Origin of the sequence: Endozoicomonas ascidiicola, assembly GCF_001646945.1 — a bacterium.
Classification (GTDB): domain Bacteria; phylum Pseudomonadota; class Gammaproteobacteria; order Pseudomonadales; family Endozoicomonadaceae; genus Endozoicomonas; species Endozoicomonas ascidiicola.
In genome coordinates, this window is sequence record NZ_LUTV01000004.1 from 445,848 (window position 1) to 466,967 (window position 21,120).

At 48.6% G+C, this 21,120-nt stretch carries 15 protein-coding genes and 2 tRNA genes; 5 read left to right on the forward strand and 12 right to left on the reverse strand.

The features are described 5' to 3' along the window. The first annotated feature begins 106 nt into the window (after positions 1-106). From AKL11_RS12620 to AKL11_RS12635, 3 genes are all read left to right on the forward strand, one after another. A complete protein-coding gene (locus AKL11_RS12620) occupies positions 107-385 on the forward strand; it encodes a hypothetical protein (RefSeq protein WP_095210355.1) in 279 nt (92 codons plus the stop codon). Between the two features lie 1,334 nt (positions 386-1,719). Next, a complete protein-coding gene (locus AKL11_RS12630) occupies positions 1,720-1,968 on the forward strand; it encodes a hypothetical protein (RefSeq protein WP_067517931.1) in 249 nt (82 codons plus the stop codon). A gap of 13 nt (positions 1,969-1,981) precedes the next feature. Next, the gene (locus tag AKL11_RS12635) at positions 1,982-3,118 is read left to right on the forward strand and encodes a tyrosine-type recombinase/integrase (RefSeq protein ID WP_067518463.1); all 1,137 of its coding nucleotides are present in this window, start codon (positions 1,982-1,984) and stop codon (positions 3,116-3,118) included. A gap of 94 nt (positions 3,119-3,212) precedes the next feature. Here AKL11_RS12635 and AKL11_RS12640 read toward each other — a convergent pair. After that, positions 3,213-3,288 (reverse strand) — tRNA-Val (locus AKL11_RS12640). An 89-nt stretch (positions 3,289-3,377) separates the two neighbouring features. After that, positions 3,378-5,390, reverse strand: a complete 2,013-nt coding sequence (uvrB, locus tag AKL11_RS12645) for an excinuclease ABC subunit UvrB (protein WP_067517934.1) — start codon at positions 5,388-5,390, stop codon at positions 3,378-3,380. Positions 5,391-5,675: 285 nt separating this feature from the next. Between uvrB and AKL11_RS12650 the strand changes: the two genes are divergently transcribed. After that, positions 5,676-6,824, forward strand: a complete 1,149-nt coding sequence (locus tag AKL11_RS12650; protein ID WP_067517936.1) for a pyridoxal phosphate-dependent aminotransferase — start codon at positions 5,676-5,678, stop codon at positions 6,822-6,824. Positions 6,825-6,917: 93 nt separating this feature from the next. Next, positions 6,918-6,993: transfer RNA gene (locus AKL11_RS12655), tRNA-Asn, on the forward strand. A gap of 163 nt (positions 6,994-7,156) precedes the next feature. Here the strand turns inward: AKL11_RS12655 and lapB are convergent. The 10 genes from lapB to gyrA form a co-directional block, all read right to left on the reverse strand. Next, positions 7,157-8,329, reverse strand: a complete 1,173-nt coding sequence (gene lapB, locus AKL11_RS12660; RefSeq protein ID WP_067517939.1) for a lipopolysaccharide assembly protein LapB — start codon at positions 8,327-8,329, stop codon at positions 7,157-7,159. Then, complete coding sequence (locus tag AKL11_RS12665; protein ID WP_067517941.1) at positions 8,322-8,669, reverse strand: lipopolysaccharide assembly protein LapA domain-containing protein; 348 nt, start codon at positions 8,667-8,669, stop codon at positions 8,322-8,324. Before AKL11_RS12665 ends, lapB begins: the two co-directional genes overlap by 8 nt. A gap of 103 nt (positions 8,670-8,772) precedes the next feature. Beyond that, positions 8,773-9,078, reverse strand: a complete 306-nt coding sequence (gene ihfB / locus AKL11_RS12670) for an integration host factor subunit beta (protein WP_067517946.1) — start codon at positions 9,076-9,078, stop codon at positions 8,773-8,775. 262 nt (positions 9,079-9,340) lie between these two features. Next, positions 9,341-11,020 carry a 30S ribosomal protein S1 gene (rpsA, locus tag AKL11_RS12675; protein WP_067517948.1) on the reverse strand — a complete coding sequence of 560 codons (1,680 nt, stop codon included), beginning with the start codon at positions 11,018-11,020 and terminating at the stop codon, positions 9,341-9,343. A 270-nt stretch (positions 11,021-11,290) separates the two neighbouring features. Next, entirely contained in the window at positions 11,291-11,983 is a 693-nt protein-coding gene (cmk, locus tag AKL11_RS12680) for a (d)CMP kinase (protein ID WP_067517951.1), read from the reverse strand. A gap of 81 nt (positions 11,984-12,064) precedes the next feature. Beyond that, entirely contained in the window at positions 12,065-14,473 is a 2,409-nt protein-coding gene (locus AKL11_RS12685; RefSeq protein ID WP_067517953.1) for a bifunctional prephenate dehydrogenase/3-phosphoshikimate 1-carboxyvinyltransferase, read from the reverse strand. 8 nt (positions 14,474-14,481) lie between these two features. Next, positions 14,482-15,594, reverse strand: a complete 1,113-nt coding sequence (hisC, locus tag AKL11_RS12690) for a histidinol-phosphate transaminase (protein ID WP_067518467.1) — start codon at positions 15,592-15,594, stop codon at positions 14,482-14,484. 277 nt (positions 15,595-15,871) lie between these two features. Further along, positions 15,872-16,966, reverse strand: a complete 1,095-nt coding sequence (gene pheA / locus AKL11_RS12695; protein WP_067517955.1) for a prephenate dehydratase — start codon at positions 16,964-16,966, stop codon at positions 15,872-15,874. Beyond that, the gene (gene serC, locus AKL11_RS12700; RefSeq protein ID WP_095210357.1) at positions 16,966-18,084 is read right to left on the reverse strand and encodes a 3-phosphoserine/phosphohydroxythreonine transaminase; all 1,119 of its coding nucleotides are present in this window, start codon (positions 18,082-18,084) and stop codon (positions 16,966-16,968) included. Before serC ends, pheA begins: the two co-directional genes overlap by 1 nt. A gap of 121 nt (positions 18,085-18,205) precedes the next feature. After that, complete coding sequence (gyrA, locus tag AKL11_RS12705) at positions 18,206-20,851, reverse strand: DNA gyrase subunit A (protein WP_067518471.1); 2,646 nt, start codon at positions 20,849-20,851, stop codon at positions 18,206-18,208. Between the last annotated feature and the right edge of the window lie 269 nt (positions 20,852-21,120).

A 21,120-nucleotide genomic window follows, 5' to 3' on the forward strand; every position in this document is an offset into this window, starting at 1 on the left:
CATAACCCCAAAATGTGCGGTGCCGGAGGCATCCGGTGAGGCACGAACGAACACGATTTTATTGTTATGCGTTGATAAACGCGGAACCTGAAACAAGGAAAACAAAATGAGTATGCACTGGGATATTGAAGAATTAGCTTACCGAGCAATGGGCAAGACCGAGAAGGAAGCGGAGAAAGCCATTAACGCAGGTGATATTGATGAAGCATTGTATGAAAAGTATGAAATCAGCTTTGATCAATACAGCCAGATCGTAAAAGACCTGCTCCCCTTCACCCCTCAGATCAAAGGGGGGCTAACTGGAAATCTATTTCATGCTTTTGTTGACGTTAAGCAGGAACGAGCGATTGTGAAGGTTTACGCTAAAGCTGACGAAAACGCATAACGCCAAATTCAGCGGCGCAGCGTAGCGGAGTCCGCTGGAATTTTTTGTTAGCTGCGCACGCCCGTAAAATGGTTATACTGTGGCGTAAACTTGAAGCAAGTACGACTGACGACAAAGTAAAAACCAGAAGTTTTATAACCAGAGATTTTGAACGCTGCTGAAAACCAGACAGAACCCAAATACCTCGAAACAGTTTGAAGCAGATGGTTTGACTACTCGATGTTTATGACGAAGTTACTTCCTGGATTGCAAAAAGCTTGAAACTTTGCACAGTACAAAAAAACTGTTCTCTTCCCCACCAACTCAACGTCCAAAGAGATGGAAAGGAAAACGATCTATGCGCTGGCGCGGCAAAAGAAAACTGGCACGCTACCGCCTGCCAGCTTCGTAAAAACAAACAGCAAACGACGAGTTTGACGCTGGCATAAAAGAAGGAATAAACGACAAAACTCTCACGCCAGCTTGCAAAACGAAGCCTACCGACTTCTTCTGAACTTTTCGATAGAACAGAACAGAAAACTTCCAACGCTGATAAACTATCAGTTTTGCAACTCTGGTAGAAACACAGCAGCTAACGCCAAAATGTGCGGCGCCGCAGGCGTCCGGTGCGCAGCACGAACACGATTTTTTTGTTAGCTGCGTAAGCCCGTAAAATGGTTGAACTGTGACGAAAACCTGAAGCGCGTACGGCTGGCGACAGAGTAAAAACCAGAAGATTTACCACCAGAGATTTTGCACGCCGCTGCAAACCACGCGGAACCAAAATACCGCAAACCAGTTTGAACCAAAAGGTTTGACTACTTGAAGTTTACGACAATCTAATTTTTTCTGACCTAGCACAAACCGGAAACTTTGCACGCTACAGAAAATCAGAGAAAACCCCACCAACTGACCGATAGAAAAGATGGAAAGGAAACCGATTTTTCTGCTGGCGCTGTAAAAGAAAACTTGTACGTTAGTGCTTGTMAGCTTTGGAACAACCAACAGCAAACAACGATTTCAACGCTGGCATAAAAGAAGGAATATACGACCAAACTCTCACGCCAGCTTGCAAAAAAAGCCTACCGACTTCTTCTGAACTTTTTGATAGAACAGAACAAAAAACTTCCAACGCTGAAAAACTATCAGGTTTGCAACTCTGGTAGAAACACAGCAGCTAACCCTTATTAGACCAACCAGATTGAAATAACTGGAAAACGCGGGATAACAGCAACAAGTACGAATAACGCTCAACTATCCCGCCATTTTGAGCAAAAAACCAACCAATCCACCTTTTCACATTAACAACCGTCCAAATAGTAAAAAAAGATCCACCAGCAAGCACAGGAAAAACCATGGCAAAAACAACCACTTCCACCAGAACCGTCACCGAAGTCACTGTCCGAGTGCCCAAGATGCTGGAAGTCAGTGAATTTAAACAGCTAAGATATCCAGGAAGGCGCCCCTGCATAAACACTCTAAAGAAGTGGATCACCAGAGGCGACATACAGGGAGAGGTTCGCGGCGGTATCTACTTTGTCAACATAGCCGAAGAGCTAATGAACACCGGTGACGCCCTGCTCAACAAAATATTAGAAGTCTGAATCGGATATGTTTATGGGGCGCAAACGCAGTAAAAAGAATCAGGGGCTTGAACCGAATCTTTATCGGGATCAACACAGCTTTATCTATCGAAACCCAGTGACCGGCAAATCAACCCGCGTCAACCGATCACTGGCAGAAGCCAACATACTGGCAAGAAAAGCCAACAGTCGTTTAATGAAAACCGACGAACTCTCACTGCTCGCAAGAATGACCAACTCACAAACCGCGTTATTCTGCGACATCTGTGACCGCTTTTTTTCAGAAGTGGTCGAAACCAGCAACAACAAGCCAGGAACGCGAGACAACAAACGCTACATCATCAACCGATTCAAAGCGGATCTGGGCAAACAACCCATCGACACCTTCACCGTAAAACAGTTATCAGAATATCTCGAAAATGGTTTCAGCAACGATGCCTACGTAAAACACCGCACCCTATTGATTGATATTTTCAAATACGCAAAAGCCCGCGGCCTCTACGAAAGCGAAAACCCAGCAGCAGCCACGTTGGAAAAAACCACTGGTAAGAAAGTACGGAAAAGACACAGCTGGAAAGGCATACAAACCATCATCGAAGGTGCCGAACCATGGCTGCAACGTGCCATAAAAGTTGCACTCTACACACTGCAGCGCCGAGAGGATCTGGTGGAAATCAGAAAAGACCAGGTTCAGGGAGACTTCATATTCTTGAAACAAAACAAGACAGAGGGCGAACAGTTTGAGAAAACGGTTTATCTCAAAATCAGAATGGGCGAAGAGTTAAAGCAGGTGGTGAAAGAATGTCTGGCTTCCCCTATTCCGTCACCGTACCTGATTCACTACAAACCGAAACGGATACACAGAGAAAACATCAAACACAAAAACCACTGGACCAGCGTCACGCCAGACTACCTGACGAAACAATTTGCCAAGGTGCGCAACCAAGTGAAGGCCTATCCAGACCTAACCGCACCAGAGCAACCAACATTCCACGAGCTTCGTGCTTTTGGCTCATGGGTTTACGAACACAGAGCCGGATTCGATCACAACTATGTCCAGATGCTCATGGGCCACGCATCCGGAAAAATGACCACCGGTTACCAGGAAGGCCACGAAATAAAATACCAGCTGGTGGAAGCCGGACTCCAGCTTCAAGGGCTGCAGATATAATTTTATTTCTACAAAATTTCTACAATTTTTATACAAAGGGTTTTAAATAACCGCTGACAAACGGTTGAAACCCCTGATAAATCATAGACTTATATGGTAGTCGGTACTGGACTCGAACCAGCGACCCCCACCATGTCAAGGTGGTGCTCTACCAACTGAGCTAACCGACTGAAGTGCTGCGTATATTATCAATGCCGCTAAAAAAAGCAACACTGCGAGCCGGTTAATTCTAATGGGGAAACTACTTATTCATGCATGATTAATGCTTTAACACCTGCTCACGTAATGCAGCAATTTCATCACGAACCGCAGCAGCCTGCTCAAACTCCAGATTACGGGAATGCTCCATCATCTTTGTTTCCAGAACTTTGATGGCTTTGGTCATCGCTTCCGGCGTCATGGGCACCTGATATTCGGCCAACGGTTCAGCGACAGAACGCTTACCTTTCGCGCCTTTCTTGCGCCCGATAATCACAGCACCTTCGAGAATATCCGCAACGGATTTAAAGACGCCTTTCGGTATGATGCCATGCTCTTTATTGAAGTCGAGCTGCTTCTGTCGACGGCGAGCGGTTTCACTGATGGCTCGCTCCATGGAACCCGTGATTCGATCGCCATAAAGAATCGCCCGACCATTAATGTTTCGCGCAGCACGGCCAATGGTCTGAATCAAAGATCGCTCTGAACGCAGAAACCCTTCCTTATCGGCATCAAGAATGGTGACCAATGATACCTCGGGCATATCCAGCCCTTCCCGCAGCAGGTTGATACCCACAAGCACATCAAAGGTTCCGATGCGCAAATCACGAATGATTTCCACTCGTTCAACCGTATCAATATCTGAATGCAGATAACGAACCCTAATCCCTTGCTCATGGAGAAACTCTGTTAAGTCTTCCGCCATTCGCTTGGTCATCACGGTCACCAGCACCCGCTCTTCTTTCGCCACCGTTTTATTAATTTCCATCACCAGGTCATCCACCTGGGTGGTGGCAGAGCGCACTTCAATTTCCGGATCCACCAACCCGGTTGGACGAACCACTTGCTCCGCCACCTGATCCTGATGTTCTTCTTCGTATTTGCCCGGCGTGGCAGAGACAAAAATCGTCTGCGGTCGTCTTGCTTCCCATTCTTCAAACTTCATAGGCCGGTTATCCAGCGCCGATGGAAGACGAAAGCCGTATTCCACCAAGGTTTCTTTCCGGGAGCGGTCACCTTTGTACATGGCGCCAATTTGCGGCACCGTGACATGGGATTCATCAATGACCAGAAGCGCATTATCAGGAATATAATCAAACAAAGTCGGCGGCGCTTCTCCGGGTTTATTGCCGGACAAATAGCGCGAATAGTTTTCGATACCGTTGCAGTAACCCAGCTCAATCATCATTTCCAGATCATATTGCGTCCGCTGCTCTAAACGTTGCGCTTCAACCAGCTTGTTATTATCTCGCAATTGCTGCAGGCGATCTTTCAACTCCATCTTGATGGACTCTGTTGCATCAATAATCGTTTGCCGAGGCGTTACATAATGCGTCTTCGGATAAATGGTGGCCCTTGGGAGCTTTCGAAACACTTCACCGGTTAGCGGATCAAACTCGCTGATAGACTCCAGCTCATCATCAAACAACTCCAGTCGTATGGCTTCTTTTTCCGATTCTGCCGGGAAAACATCAATTACATCACCACGCACCCGGTAAGTGGCGCGGCGAAAATCCGCATCATTACGTGTGTATTGAAGCTCTGCCAGCCGGCGCAAAATTGTTCGCTGATCAACACGATCACCACGGTCCAGATGCATCATCATTTTCAAATAGGATTGCGGATCACCCAGACCGTAAATAGCAGACACTGTCGCAACAATAATGGCATCCTCGCGCTCCATCAGCGCCTTAGTCGCAGAAAGCCGCATCTGCTCAATATGCTCGTTTATTGATGCATCTTTCTCAATGAATGTATCGGATGTAGGGACGTAGGCCTCCGGCTGGTAGTAATCGTAGTAAGAGACAAAATACTCCACCGAGTTATTGGGAAAGAACTCTTTGAACTCACCATATAATTGAGCGGCCAGCGTCTTATTGTGCGCCATAATGATGGTCGGGCGCTGGATGCTTTCAATCACATTGGCAATGGTAAACGTCTTACCGGAACCCGTTACCCCCAGCAGCGTCTGACAAGCCAGACCAGACTCAATGCCAGAAACCAACTGTTTAATGGCAACAGGCTGATCTCCAGCAGGACTGAAACGGGATGACACTTTGAATAATCGACTCATACGACTTTTTCCAGTAAGACCAGTGCTATTCACAATTCTATTTACTAACTGTAACGGATAAACGGATAGGAACAGAACAGCGGATTGTGTATGATGCCAACTGTGCTCTGATAACGGTTATTAACTAACTGACACCGTCATTCTACAGTGAACAGTAGATAATTTCCCAAGCACTTTGATGCCTGTATTGATAATTACAAATCACGGGCATCCACAAACTTCCCACGGCTATCATAATCAGGTAATAACGAGGCAATCGTGACTAGTCCATCTCATCGTGTGCAAATGGTAAAACCATCCCCCACTCTGGCCGTGACTACCAAAGCAGCAGAATTGAGAGCTGCCGGACATGACATTATTGGCCTGGGCGCCGGTGAACCCGATTTCGACACACCAGAACACATCAAAGCGGCAGCGGTGAAAGCCATTGCCGACGGCAAAACCAAATACACCGCAGTGGATGGCACTGCCGAGCTGAAAAAAGCCATTATCGATAAATTCCAACGCGATAATAACCTGACTTACTCGCCTACGCAGATTCTGGTATCCAGTGGCGGCAAACAGAGCTTTTTCAATCTGGCACTGGCGCTACTGAATAAAGGCGACGAAGTTATTATTCCTGCACCTTATTGGGTGTCTTACCCCGATATGGTGTTGATTGCCGAAGGGGTTCCCGTCATTGTTGAAGCCGGCCTTGAAAACCGTTTCAAAATCACCCCGGAACAACTGGCAGCCGCCATTACCGAGAAAACCAAACTGGTGGTACTGAACAGCCCATCGAATCCAACCGGAACAGCTTACAGCCGCAAGGAACTGGAAGCTCTGGCAGAGGTTTTGAAGAAGCATCCGGATATTCTGATCGCCACTGACGATATGTATGAGCACATCCTCTGGACCGAAGAATCGTTCTGCAACATTCTCATGGCCTGCCCTGAACTCTACAATCGCACCATTGTTCTGAATGGCGTTTCCAAAGCGTACTCCATGACAGGATGGCGTATTGGCTATGCTGGCGGTCCCGAGTGGCTGATTAAGAACATGAAAAAAATCCAGTCTCAGAGCACTTCAAACCCTTGCTCCATTGCACAGGCCGCTGCCGTTGAAGCACTGAATGGCTCGCAAGACTGCATCAAAGAAATGCTGACCGTATTTAAAAAGCGCCATGACTATGTGGTGAGTCACTTAAATCAATTACCTGGTGTCAGCGCTATTGAAGGGGACGGCACTTTTTATGCGTTTGCCGACTTCAGCGGCGCTATGAAAACACTAGGATTTGAAAAGGACACCGACCTTGCTGCACTGCTTCTCGAAAAAGGCGTCGCTCTGGTTCCGGGTTCAGCTTTTGGCTCCAATGGCTGCATGAGACTCTCCTTTGCAACCAGTGATGAAGCCCTGGAGAAAGCACTGGACCGCATTCAAAACGCGCTTTCCTGAGGTAGAAAATGATCATGGGCTGAGCGTCTGATTCCAGCGCTCAGTCCCTTGACAGCCAACACAAGGAAGGTATTATTGATTCAGCCACCTAGATCCCCGATAGCTCAGTTGGTAGAGCAAATGACTGTTAATCATTGGGTCGCTGGTTCGAGTCCAGCTCGGGGAGCCAAACACCAACCCTCAGTCGAATAATTATCATTTAAGGCATCTACAAAACCTCGTTCCCATGCTCCGCGTGGGAATGCATACCTCTTAATTTTCAAAGAGATAGACATATGGATTCCCACGCAAAGCATGGGAACCAGAGCTTTTGCGACAACATCTTCAGACATTCATTCGCCTTCAAACCCTTGAATAGGCTGAACGGTTCCCCACTGGTGGCAACGCGGGCACTGCCAGTGCAATTGCTTACCCGAGAAACCACAAGATGAACAGGAATACACTGGCTTAAGATCCACCAAACGGCTGGTGAGGTTTTTTATGAGCATCAAAAGCTTTTCTGAAAACACTGCTTGATCAGAATTGCGAAACGAGATCAACTCATTCAACCCGCGAAGCGTAGGGTGACGATTAAGCTGATCAGAAAGAAAACGAATGGCAGCCTCTTCTCCAGACTCACTCTTCAATTGGTGCGTCATTGCTATTATGACCGCCGTTGCCGGCCGCTCATTCAGACATCGTCCAAGAAAAGCAGTGTAGCTGCGCGAGCCACCGGAGTATTCAAACGCCTTTTGCATGACGGGCAAAGCAAGTGGCAGAAATCGAATATTCTGTGAGGATATTCGCTGCAGCACCTTAATCGATTCTTTATAGCTACCTTCATCGAACTCCAGCTGCCCTAACATCAAGCTGGCTCTTACGCTATTTTTATCACGGCTAAAGGCCTGCCGAATTAAACGACGAGCGGTCACACGGTCGTTTCCCTGAAGCGCAAGCTCAGATTGCTCACAATAGTAATGGGCTAGCAATACGGCGTATTGCTCGCCATGGCCTCGCCGTAATCGCTCAGCAACATCAGCCGCTTTCGACCAATCATTCTGCTGCTCATAAATCCGCAGCAGCTGTTTTAAAGCCTGACTCTGGAGAGCGTGCTCCTGCGATCCAAGATCCACAAGAATCGCCTCCGCCCTATCCAGCAAACCGGCATAAGCGTAATTGGCAGAAAGCGCCAACTGAACCTGTAAGGACTGAGTCGAGGTAAGACTGGGACGAGCCAGAAGATCCTGATGGATTCGAATAGATTTTTCTACTTCACCACGCTTACTGAAAAGACTCCCAAGCGCCAGGTAGGTTTCCACGGTATCACTGTTGAGATCAATGGCCTTGATAAAAACATCAATCGCTTCTTCCGTCTGCTCATTGATCAAATAGTTGAGACCAGTGAAGTACTCTTGAGAAAGGCGACCACTGCCCTTGGCGGCACGCTTCTTCTGATCTCGCCAACCAAGAAAATAACCAATGACTATTGCCGCCAGAACGAGAGCCAGTAAAGCTACATCAGGCATCCGTAATCCCTTTCAGGGCACTGCTACGAAGTTTATGAAGCTCGGTATCACGACGCTCCAGTTTTCTTTTCAAGCTGGCATTAGCAAGCCGGAGTCGTGTAACCAGAATCAGAGAAATAACCAGCCCGGCAAGACCACCAATCACAAATGGCACCAGAACCAGCGTCGAGGTACTGAAGGAAGGCAAGCTCATCCCGCCCAGTTCAAGAACTACCTGCTCGGTATTTGAAAGGGTAAAGTTAACAAAAAATACCAGTAGAACAACAAACAGCGCCAGCGTTAAGAGGCGCTTGATCCATACAAGGATGGTCGTAAAAATAGCCAACTTCACGTCCGCCATACAGTCCAGTTTTTACGATAAACAGGCAGCACCGAGATTCTGTGCAACCACATTCATGTTAGTGGGTAGAGCAATATACCGGCTTAAGGCCGAATAGAACACCTTACGTTCTATCCAGCTCTCTCTGAAGACCAAGGTTCACCCGGTCTCTCAATTCCTTACCTGGCTTAAAGTGAGGAACGTGCTTACTTTCCAGATTCACTGCCTCACCGGTTTTTGGGTTTCTTCCCACACGCGGTGCACGGTAATGAAGGGAAAAGCTACCAAAACCTCTGATTTCAACCCGTTCACCCGTCGCCAGCGAATGCGACATCTGTTCAATAATAGCTTTTACTGCCAACTCAATGTCTTTAATAGAGAGTTGCGGTTGTAATACGGCAATCCGTTCAATCAATTCAGACCGGGTCATCTTCGTTTTTCCTTTCCCTGCCATTCCCGGAATGTCCCAGAGCCTCTGCCCTGCCAGACACCATACTCACCTACATCTACTTATAGACAAGTATTTCTACACTAGCTAACCCACAATAAGAAATCAAGCAACCCTTTGATTCATCATCAAAAAAGCCAAATCAAAAAAAACCGCAGGCATAATACCTGCGGTTTTATTCATCGAGGAACTGAGTCAGCCCCCAATATCAGAACAAGAGCGTCAGCAAAAAGAAGTAATAGAATTACTTGCTTTCCATCTGAGCTTTGATCAGATCACCGATAGTGGTCGGACCAGAAGTCTCTTCTTCAGTCTTAGAACGCAGCTCTTTCATCGCTACTTTCTCTTCAGCCTGGTCTTTCGCTTTGATAGACAGACTGATGTTGCGGTTCTTACGATCAACACTGATGATGCGAGCTTCTACTTCTTCGCCTTCTTTCAGGACGTTAGTAGCGTCTTCTACGCGATCAACACTGATTTCAGAAGCCTTCAGGGTCGCCAGAACGTCTTCAGCCAGCTCTACAACCGCAGCTTTGGCAGTGACTTCCTTAACGATACCTTTAACGATGGTGCCTTTTTCATTCAGGGCAGCATAGGTATTGAAAGGATCTTCAGACATCTGCTTGATACCCAGGGAGATACGCTCACGCTCAGCGTCGATCGCCAGGATAATCGCTTCAACTTCATCGCCCTTCTTGTAAGAACGAACAGCGTCTTCGCCAGTTTCGTTCCAGGAGATGTCAGACAGATGTACCAGACCATCAATACCACCGTCCAGACCGATAAAGATACCGAAGTCAGTGATGGACTTGATCTTACCAGCCAGCTTGTCGCCCTTGTTGAAGGAACCGGAGAAGTCTTCCCATGGGTTAACCTTGCACTGTTTGATACCCAGAGAAATACGACGACGCTCTTCATCGATGTCCAGAACCTGAACTTCAACCTCATCACCCAGGTTAACAACCTTGGATGGGTGGATGTTCTTGTTGGTCCAATCCATTTCAGACACGTGCACCAGACCTTCAACGCCTTCTTCCAGCTCAACGAAACAGCCGTAGTCAGTCAGGTTGGTTACGCGGCCAGAGGCACGAGCACCTTCTGGGAAGCGCTTGGTGATTGCTACCCATGGATCTTCGCCCAGCTGCTTCAGACCCAGAGACACACGATTGCGCTCACGGTCGAACTTCAGGACTTTAACGTTGATTTCGTCACCAACGTTGACGATTTCGCCAGGATGCTTGATGCGCTTCCAAGCCATATCAGTGATGTGCAGCAGGCCGTCAACACCACCCAGATCAACGAATGCGCCGTAGTCAGTCAGGTTCTTAACGATACCCTTAACTTCGATGCCTTCCTGCAGGGTGCCCAGCAGCTGCTCGCGCTCAGCACTGTTTTCAGCTTCCAGAACGCTACGACGGGATACAACCACGTTGTTGCGCTTCTGATCCAGCTTGATAACTTTGAATTCGAGTTCTTTGCCTTCCAGGTGCGCAGTATCGCGAACAGGACGAACATCAACCAGAGAGCCTGGCAGGAACGCACGAATAGTTGCAACGTCAACGGTGAAACCACCTTTAACCTTGCCACTGATAACACCTTTAACCACGTCTTCTGCTTCGAAGGCTTTTTCAAGCTCTTTCCAGGCTTCCATACGCTTGGCTTTTTCACGGGACAGACGGGTTTCACCGAAACCATCTTCAACCGCTTCAAGAGCAACCTGAACTTCATCATCGATGGCGATAGTCAGTTCGCCATTGTCATCCAGAAACTGAGACTTAGGGATAACGCCTTCAGACTTCAGCCCAGCGTGAACAGTAACCCAATCGCTGTCGATATCCACCACGATACCAGTAACGATGGCACCCGGCTTCATTTCAACTTCTTTTTGGCTCTCTTCAAAGAGATCTGCAAAACTCTCGATCATGTGTTTTCCTGTAGCATGGTACGCAGCAGCAAGGTAAAGGCCTTATCAGCCGGCTATAAAAAACCGGGTTTGCGACGATGCTTGTTTGTCATCCATACCGCCAGCCAGTATGGGTTACTTAAATAAGGTTCGCATCAGCAGTGCTGACTTGTCGACCGACACGAACCTGCAAAAAAAATGGCGCATAATGCACCGTTTACAGCACCACTTAAACAGAAACATCTATAAAAGCAGTGTTTTATCAAAGCATTAATATACGAGCAAAGGTGCTTATAAAAGCCCTTTCAAACGCATTTGCTTCAGCACCTCGTTGAACACTTCATGAATGCTCATGCGGGTACTGTCAAGGACGATGGCATCATCGGCCGGTTTTAGTGGCGCTACAGTTCGTTGACTGTCTCGCTCATCCCGAGCCGTAATATCATCCAAAAGGCGATCAAAACTAGCATCAATCCCTTTTTGTTGCAACTGTTCCAACCGTCTTTTGGCACGTTCTTCTGCACTGGCGGTGAGGAACACTTTTAAAACCGCATCAGGGAATACGACAGTGCCCATGTCTCGACCGTCCGCTACCAAACCCGGAGCTTCAGCAAAATCACGCTGCCGTTGCAACAGGGCACGACGAACACCAGGCAACGCTGCTACTTTAGAAGCCATTGCACCGACATCTTCTGTTCGCATACTTGCACCGACCTGCTCACCTTCCAGAACAATGACCAAGCCATCACGCTCTGACGGTAAAAACTGAACATCCAAATGACCCGCCAACACTTCCAGTGACGACTCATCAGAAAAATCCACACCGTGATTCAAAGCCGCCAGCGCGGTCAAACGATACAACGCACCGCTGTCCAGAAGCCCCCAACCAAGCTCTCTTGCCAGTAAAGCCGCAATGGTTCCTTTACCAGAACCACTGGGGCCATCAATAGTGACCACCGCCACTGAAGTCTGAGACTCGCTCATAGGTACCTATATTCCATGGAATTAAGCGCTCTACTGCAGAACATGAAGCCCTGCATTATAAAAGACAGCTACAATCCTTGCTCAAGCATCCGCCGGCAAGGCATCATCATTAACGCCATCAATTACATTAATTCGCATCCCGACACGCTTGGCCAGGCCTGCAAAATCGGGAAATGATGTAGCAACATTAGCGCAGTCACGAATTTGAATATCGCCACCGGATCGCAACGCCGCCACGGAAAATGACATGGCAATTCGATGATCACCATGGCTGTCTATGATACCACTTCCGAAAACCGATTGGGTATTAGTGCCAGCACCTTTGATCACCATACCGTCCGGCAATGGCTGAGCATCGACACCCAGCGCTATCAGACCATCAGCCATCGCCTGAATTCGATCACTCTCTTTCACTCTGAGCTCTTTTGCGCCAGTTAATGTGGTTTGGCCATCCGCGCAGGCCGCGGCAACAAAGAGCACAGGAAATTCATCGATCGCAATAGGTACCAATCGTTTGGGAATTTCAATACCTTGCAAGGGCGCATACCGCACAACAATATCGGCCACCGGCTCACCACCCACGATGGATTCATTTTCAAGGGTAATATTCGCACCCATTAGCTGTAATATCTCAACCACACCAGAGCGCGTCGGATTCATACCCACATGGGAAATACGAATATCAGAACCTTTGGCAATGGATGCCGCCACCATAAAAAACGCAGCGGAAGATACATCGCCTGGTACATCAATACGAGTTCCAGTCAGTTTGCCACCACCCGAAATCGTTACCTGACTGCCATTATCTCCAGCTACATCAACAGGGTAACCAAAACCACTCAGCATACGATTGGTATGATCACGAACAATCCCCGGTGCAACCGTCACCGTATCGCCACCCGCATACATGCCCGCAAGCAATAGACAGGATTGTACCTGAGCGGATGCCATTGGCAGATGATATTCAATACCCTTCAATGACAATCCGCCACGGATTTTCAGTGGCGGGCGCCCACCTTCGGAAGTTTCAATCTCTGCACCCATTTCCGTGAGAGGATCAACGACTCGATTCATAGGACGACCAGACAGTGACTCATCCCCGGTCAATACGGAATAAAAAGACTGCGCAGACATCAAGCCCGCCATCAAACGCATAGCCGTTCCGGCGTTGCCAAGATATAGAGGACCTTTTGGTGCCTTCAATCCGTGCATGCCAACACCCTGAATCGTCACACGTCCCTGGTGAGGACCATCAATTTGAACGCCCATATCGCGAAACGCTTTCAAGGTTGCCAATGCATCCTCGCCTTCAAGAAACCCTTCAATAACCGTTTCACCCTCACCTAATGCACCCAACATAATCGAGCGGTGAGAAATGGACTTATCACCGGGTACGCGAAACTCGCCAGATAATGTGCCACCGGCATGAGCAATAAATGTTTGCATGCTTTCTTCTGGAGTATTAGTGCTCATACCATCTACCACCTTATTCGCTGTTGCCAGCCTGTTCGCTGTTGCCAGCCTGTCATTATCAATTTTTTGTATAATACGGGCAGAAAAATCCGCTCCCGCTTTTTTCACGCGTCGTTGCCGGGATTCCAACAACGTTCCAAAGTGTCGCCTTGCCAAACGAGCCCTGCCAAATATATTCAGCAAGGCTTGGCTATCCTTTTCTACAATTGCATTTCGAAGCGCATCCAACCCCTCGGCAAACTCATCCAGCGCTTCCAGCACCGCATGGGAATTCCCTAATGCCACATCGTGCCACATCACCGGATCACTGCCGGCAATTCGCGTAAAGTCTCGAAAGCCACCGGCCGCGAAACGGAATATCTCATAGTTGTCCGGATTCCCTGCCATGGTATCTACCAGAGAAAACGCCAGAAAATGAGGCAAGTGACTGGTCTTGGCCAACACTTCGTCGTGATGATCAATATCCATTTGAGACACCACCGCCCCTGCCGCTTCCCACAGAGTGCTGACAATGTTCAACGCTTCGGGATCGGTATTCTGCAACGGCAAAAGAATCACATCATGAGCAACAAACAACTCGGAACGAGCTGCACCTACGCCACTTTGTTCAGAACCGGCAATAGGATGACCCGGCACCAGGTTAGCAGGCACTTCACCAAACACAGCGTTGGCCGCCTCAATCAATGCTCGCTTACTGGAACCCACATCAGTGAGTACTTTTTTACTTAAATCAAACACCGACAGCGCTTGAAAAATCGGCTTCATTGCCAACATAGGCACCGATAAAACAATCACATCCGCTTTATGCACCGCATCAGCAAGGGACTGACAACCTTCATCTATAATGTCGAGCTGTAACGCTTGGCTAAGTGCATCAGCGTTCTGATCGTACCCATAAATACGATAACCGACGTTTGCCGACTTCAGCGCCGCGGCAAATGAACCACCAATCAGACCCAGCCCGATGACCAGAATATTCTGCTGAAAAGCGTCTTCAGAATTAGCCTTTTGCACCATTAACGACCCTACTTCTGACCAAGAATTTGCGACAGTGCCGCCAGGCAGCGACGATTTTCTTCTGGCAAACCAATGCTTACACGAAGATGTTGAGGCAAACCATAATTGCCCACAGGCCTGACAATCACACCATGAGATAATAAGGCCTGATAGATTGGCATCGCCTCTTGAGCCAGATTTACTGTTATAAAGTTACCCGAGGAAGGAATCCAATCCAGCCCAAGCTCAGCAAACCCTTTTTCCAACTGCACCATACCCTGCTGATTCAGGGTAATCGATTCAGTAAGATAGTCATCATCATTCAGTGCTGCCAGAGCACCAAATTGTGCGGGAAGATTCAGGTTAAAAGGTTGACGCAGGCGGTTCAAAATATCCGCAATCTCAGGATTGGATACCGCGTAACCCACCCGGGCACCAGCAAGGCCATAGGCTTTGGAGAAAGTACGAGTAACCACCAGATTGGGGTAACGATCCAGAAGCTCTACACCATCCGGAAGCTCCCCCCCGGCGGCATATTCGAAATACGCTTCATCAAGAACCACAACCACATTTTCAGACACTTTATCCAGAAAACCTTTCAGGTCTTGCTGACTAAAAGCAGTACCCGTTGGGTTATTGGGGTTGGCTAGAAAGACAAGACGCGTATTGTCTTTAATGGCAGATGCCATTGCATCAAGGTCATGACCATAATTCACCGAAGGAACAACAATGGCCTCAGCACCAGTAGCTTTTACAGCAAGGGGATAAACGACAAAGGCGTATTCAGAGAAAACCGCTGACGCTTCCGGATTAAGAAACGCTTCAGCAAGCAACACCAACACATCATTGGAACCGTTGCCTAGCGTCAGCTGTTCAGGATTTACACCCAATTTTTTGGATAGCGCATCTTTCAGCAAAAACCCACCGCCATCCGGATATCTCGCCAGCTCGGACAACGACTCAACCATGGCCTTCACAGCGACAGGCGAAGGCCCTAATGGATTTTCATTACTGGCCAACTTAACAATATCTTCTGCCTTAAGCCCCTGCTCTCTGGCCAACTCATCGATAGGCTTACCAGGTTGATAGGGACTCATGCCTCTGACCCCGGCAACTGCCAGATGCAAAAAATTACAAGCCATAATCCACTCCAATGCAACAAGCGCTGCCCGCACTGAAAACCATTCGAGGTTGTCGCAAAACTCTAAACATCTCGTTCCCATGCTTTGCGTGGGAATGCATACCCTTGAATTTTCAATGGGTTAGAAGTATGGGTTCCCACGCAAAGCATGGAAACCAGAGCTTTGCGACAGCCTCTTTCACAGTACAGACAGGCAAAAATATTATCGTTATTGTCAAAAGTGCTTTAGAAACTGTTAACAATCTTTCTGCGAGCTGCCAACGATGATGAACAGCTTCTTAGAGAACGCCTTTTGGATAAGAGCCAAGCACTCTTAAATCATTCGCCCGCTCTGCCAAACGTTCTAACACCTTTTTTACCACGGGATCATCTTTATGGCCTTCAAAATCCACAAAGAACACATAATTCCAAACCCCGGAACGGGATGGACGGGTCTCAACCCGAGTCAGATCAAGGCTGTGAACATGGAACGGCTCAAGAATCGCGTGCAGCGCACCGGGCTGGTTACGCATACTGATCACCATGGACGTTTTATCATCGCCACTGGCTGGCACACCCTCATTACCGATAATAAGGAAGCGCGTTGAGTTATCTGGCTGATCTTCAATCTTGTCCGCGATTTTTTCCAGACCGTACATATCCGCTGCCATATCACCAGCAATGGCTGCAGAATTCCACTCTCCTTTAATGCGTTTAGCCGCTTCAGCATTTGAGCTAACAGCAACACGCTCAGCCATTGGCCAATGAGAATCCAGCCACTTACGACACTGTGCCAGAGACTGGGCATGGGAATAAATTCGGGTAATCTGGTCACGGCGAGTATTTTCAGACACCAGCATATGCTGGTGAATACGCAGAACCACTTCCCCACAAATTTTCAGGGAAGAATCCATAAAGCTGTCCAGAGTATGACTGACAACACCTTCGGTGGAGTTTTCAACAGGCACTACACCATAATTAACGGCACCAGCAGCCACTTCCCGGAAAACATCATCAATGGACGCCATGGGTACCGAAACCGCAGAATGACCAAAATGCTTCAGAGCCGCCTGCTGAGTAAAGGTACCTTCCGGTCCGAGAAATGCCACCTTAATAGGCTCTTCCAATGCCAGACAGGCCGACATAATTTCACGAAACAGCCGTGCCATTTCTTCATCGTTCAGAGGCCCGACATTTTTCTCCATGATTTTACGGAGAACCTTGGCTTCCCGCTCAGGACGATAAAAAACAGCATCAGGGTCTGCCGCCGTTTTCACTCTGGCCACTTCTTGAGCACAACGAGCCCGATCACTGATCAGGTCGAGAATTTTCTGATCCAGCTGGTCGATCTGAACCCTTAGATGGCCTAGATCGTCTTTTTTATCATTCGCCATTATCCATACCGCCGTTCAAATTCTTTCATAAATTCTATAAGAGCATCCACATGTTGCTCCGGCACTGCATTATAGATACTGGCGCGCATTCCGCCCACTGCCTTATGGCCTTTCAGGTAACGAAAGCCTTCTTGTTCTGATTCAGCAATAAAGGTTGCATCCAGTTCAGGCTTCACCAGGGTGAACGGCACATTCATTCTGGAACGCCACTTAGGGTCTACCGGGTTCTGGTAAAATCCAGATCCATCAATCTGACCATAGAGTTTCTCAGCCTTGCGCCGGTTAGTCTCTTCCATAACCTCAAGCCCACCCGATGACTTCAGCCATTTAAACACCAGGCCCGCCAAATACCAGGCAAATGTCGGGGGTGTGTTGTACATGGACTCTTTGGATGCTTGAAGCCGGTAATCAAAAATAGCTGGGCATTGTGGTGACACCCGATCCATCAAATCTTCCCGGACAATCACCAGAGTCAAACCAGCGGGGCCGATGTTTTTCTGGGCGCCGGCATAGATCAAACCAAATTTACTGACATCCAGAGGTCTCGAAAGAATATTGGAAGACATATCCGCTACCAGCGGCACATCACCTGCATCCGGAATAAACGGAAACTCAAGGCCACCAATGGTTTCGTTGGTGGTGTAGTGCAAATAGGCCGCATCCTCATTGGATTGCCACTGAGATTGCTGAGGCATGGACGCAAACCCAGTCGCACTGCCATCCGCCACCACATTAACATTGAGATATTTACCGCCCTCCTGAATAGCAGAATCTGCCCAGTGACCACTGTTCACGTAATCCGCAGAGGTATGACTGCCTTTCAAGTTCATGGGAATCGCAGAAAATTGACCACGAGCCCCACCCTGAAGAAACAAAACCTTATAATTATTCGGAATTTTCATCAGGTCGCGAAGGTCTTGCTCAGCTTCGTAAGCAACCCTCACAAATTCTTTGCCGCGATGACTGACTTCCATGACCGACGCACCGAGATCCTGCCAGTTCATCAGTTCATCCCGCGCCTGCTGCAATACCTCAAAAGGAATGGCCGCAGGACCGGCTGAAAAATTAAACACCCTATTTTCTAATTGGGCCAGCACATCATTCGCACTTGGTTTCACCGACACTCCCTCCCACTAAAGGCAGCTTTTTCAACTATGACTTTCGACTTCAACTATAAGCCTTCGATTCCAGATCTCTGCACATAAAAACGCCAGCAAATGCTGGCGTTAAGACAATCGATCAGGACTCGCTCGCCCCTTCATCTTCACTGGCAATGGGCCCCTGATCATCAGCACTGGCATCGACTTCAGTCACATCTTCAGCCGGTTCAACACCCTCACCCAGCCCGGCCACCGTTTCCGGCTCATCAACCCGGGCAACACCGACCAGTTTCTCTCCCTCGGAGACGCGAATCAGTGTAACGCCCTGAGTATTCCGGCTGAGAGTAGAAACCTCACTCACTCGAGTTCTCACCAGAGTACCCTGATCTGAAATCAGCATAATTTCTTCAGCGGGCAGTACCTGAACGGCACCAACAATTTCGCCGTTACGTTCAGTGCACTGCATGGAGATAACGCCCTGACCGCCACGATTGGTCAGACGGAACTCATCAACATTAGTACGCTTACCATAACCTTTGGCGCTGGCAGTCAGAATCTGCGTGTCATCTTCCGGAATAATCAGGGAGATAATGCGCTGACCTTCTGGCAGCTTCATGCCACGAACACCCCGAGCGGTTCGGCCCATGGCTCGAACATCGGTCTCTTCAAAGCGAACTGCTTTACCGCCATTGGACAACAGCATCACCTGTTTGTCACCGGAGGTAATTTCAGCGCCAACCAGTGTATCGCCTTCATCAAGCCCCAGGGCAATCAAACCAGAAGACCGTGGGCGTTTGAACAGTTCCAGCGGCGTCTTCTTCACGGTACCGTTCATGGTGGCCATGAATACGAAGTAACCTTCGGTAAACTCTTCCACCGGCAGCATCGCCGTGATCTTCTCGCCCTCTTCCAGAGGAAGAATATTCACCACCGGACGACCACGGGAGGTTCTGCCCGCCTGGGGAATCTGATAAACCTTCAACCAATACACTTTACCCTTGCTGGAGAAGCAAAGGATCTGGGTATGGGTGTTGGCCACCAGCATGTGCTCAACGTAATCTTCTTCTTTGACCGACGCGGCAGACTTACCACGACCACCACGGCGCTGAGCCTGATAGGTATCCAGTGTCGTTGTCTTGGCATAACCACCGTGGGAAACGGTGACCACCATGTCTTCTACATCGATCAGGTCTTCAACCGTCAGATCTCGACGGGAGCTGGTAATTTCGGTTCTGCGCTCATCACCAAACTCTTCACGTACTTTCTCAAGCTCTTCCTGAATCACTTCTTTCAACCGTTGTGGATTACAAAGAATCAACATCAGTTCAGCGATTTTTTCCAGCAGTTCACGATATTCAGACAGCAGCTTTTCATGCTCAAGCCCGGTCAATCTATGCAGGCGCATTTCAAGAATCGCCTGAGCCTGAACCGGAGACAAATAGTACAGACCATCCCTCAGACCAAATTCTTCTGGCAACTCGTCCGGACGACAGGCGTCAGCACCGGCACGCTCCGCCATTTGCATCATATGCCCTGGATTCCAGCCCTGAGCAATCAGCTTTTCTTTCGCTTCTGCTGGCGTTGGAGAATCTTTGATCAGCTGAATAACCGGGTCAATGCTGGACAACGCAACCGCCAGACCTTCCAGAATATGACCACGTTCACGAGCTTTACGCAGTTCGAACACCGTACGACGGGTGACGACTTCACGGCGATGACGAATAAAGGCCGCCAGAATGTCTTTCAGGTTCATCAATTTTGGCTGGCCGTCTTGCAGCGCCACCATATTGATACCGAACACAGTTTCCATCTGGGTCTGAGCGTACAGGTTATTCAGAACCACTTCGGCGTTTTCGCCGCGCTTCAGTTCAATAACAACCCGCAGACCGTCTTTATCGGATTCGTCGCGAAGCTCGGAGATACCTTCGATCTTGCGATCTTTCACCAACTCGGCGATCTTTTCGATCAGGCGAGCTTTGTTCACCTGATAAGGAATCTCGTTAACAATGATGGTGCTTTTATTCTTCTTTTCATCATGTTCTATATCCGCTTTTGAGCGAATATAGATACGACCACGACCGGTACGATAAGCCTGCAAAATACCCGCACGGCCATTGATCATGGCTGCCGTTGGAAAGTCTGGCCCTGGAATGTACTCCATCAGGTCATCAACGGTCAGAGAGTCATCCGCCAGCAATGCCAGGCAGCCAGACACCACTTCCGTCAGGTTGTGTGGCGGAATATTGGTGGCCATACCCACGGCAATACCGGCGGAACCGTTCACCAACAGGTTTGGAACCCGGGTAGGCATTACCGCAGGAATTTGTTCGGTGCCATCGTAGTTCGGCACATAATCCACGGTTTCTTTTTCAAGATCGGCCAACAACTGGTGAGCCATCTTGTCCATGCGGATTTCGGTATAACGCATGGCCGCGGCGGAGTCACCGTCAATGGAACCAAAGTTCCCCTGACCATCCACCAGCATATAACGAAGCGAGAAGGGCTGCGCCATTCGAACGATAGTGTCGTAAACAGCGGAGTCACCATGAGGGTGATATTTACCAATTACGTCACCAACCACACGAGCCGATTTTTTGTAAGGCTTGTTCCAGTCGTTACCCAGTTCGCTCATGGCAAACAGCACACGTCGGTGCACTGGTTTGAGCCCGTCGCGTACGTCCGGCAGGGCACGACCCACGATGACGCTCATGGCATAGTCCAGATAGGACTGCTTGAGCTCATCTTCAATATTTACCGGGAGAATCTCTTTAGCAATGTCAGTCATGGAAACCCAGTCATCCTTTTGCTTTAGGCCAACAGATTGCAATCAGCATCCATTCCGGTTCTGTAGACCCGGATACCGATAAGGAACGGTCTCTTAATTCATCAGGTAGAACACCAGAGGAAGAAGAGGGCTCTCAGTAAGGCATCACCATTCAGGGGGGCACCCTTGTAGCAAAGCATTGCGGCTAAGCATATTGTGGTACCCCATCATCAAAAGAGTAAGAATACCACAGTCTATCCCCTGATCGCGAGTGATCTGGAGGATAAATG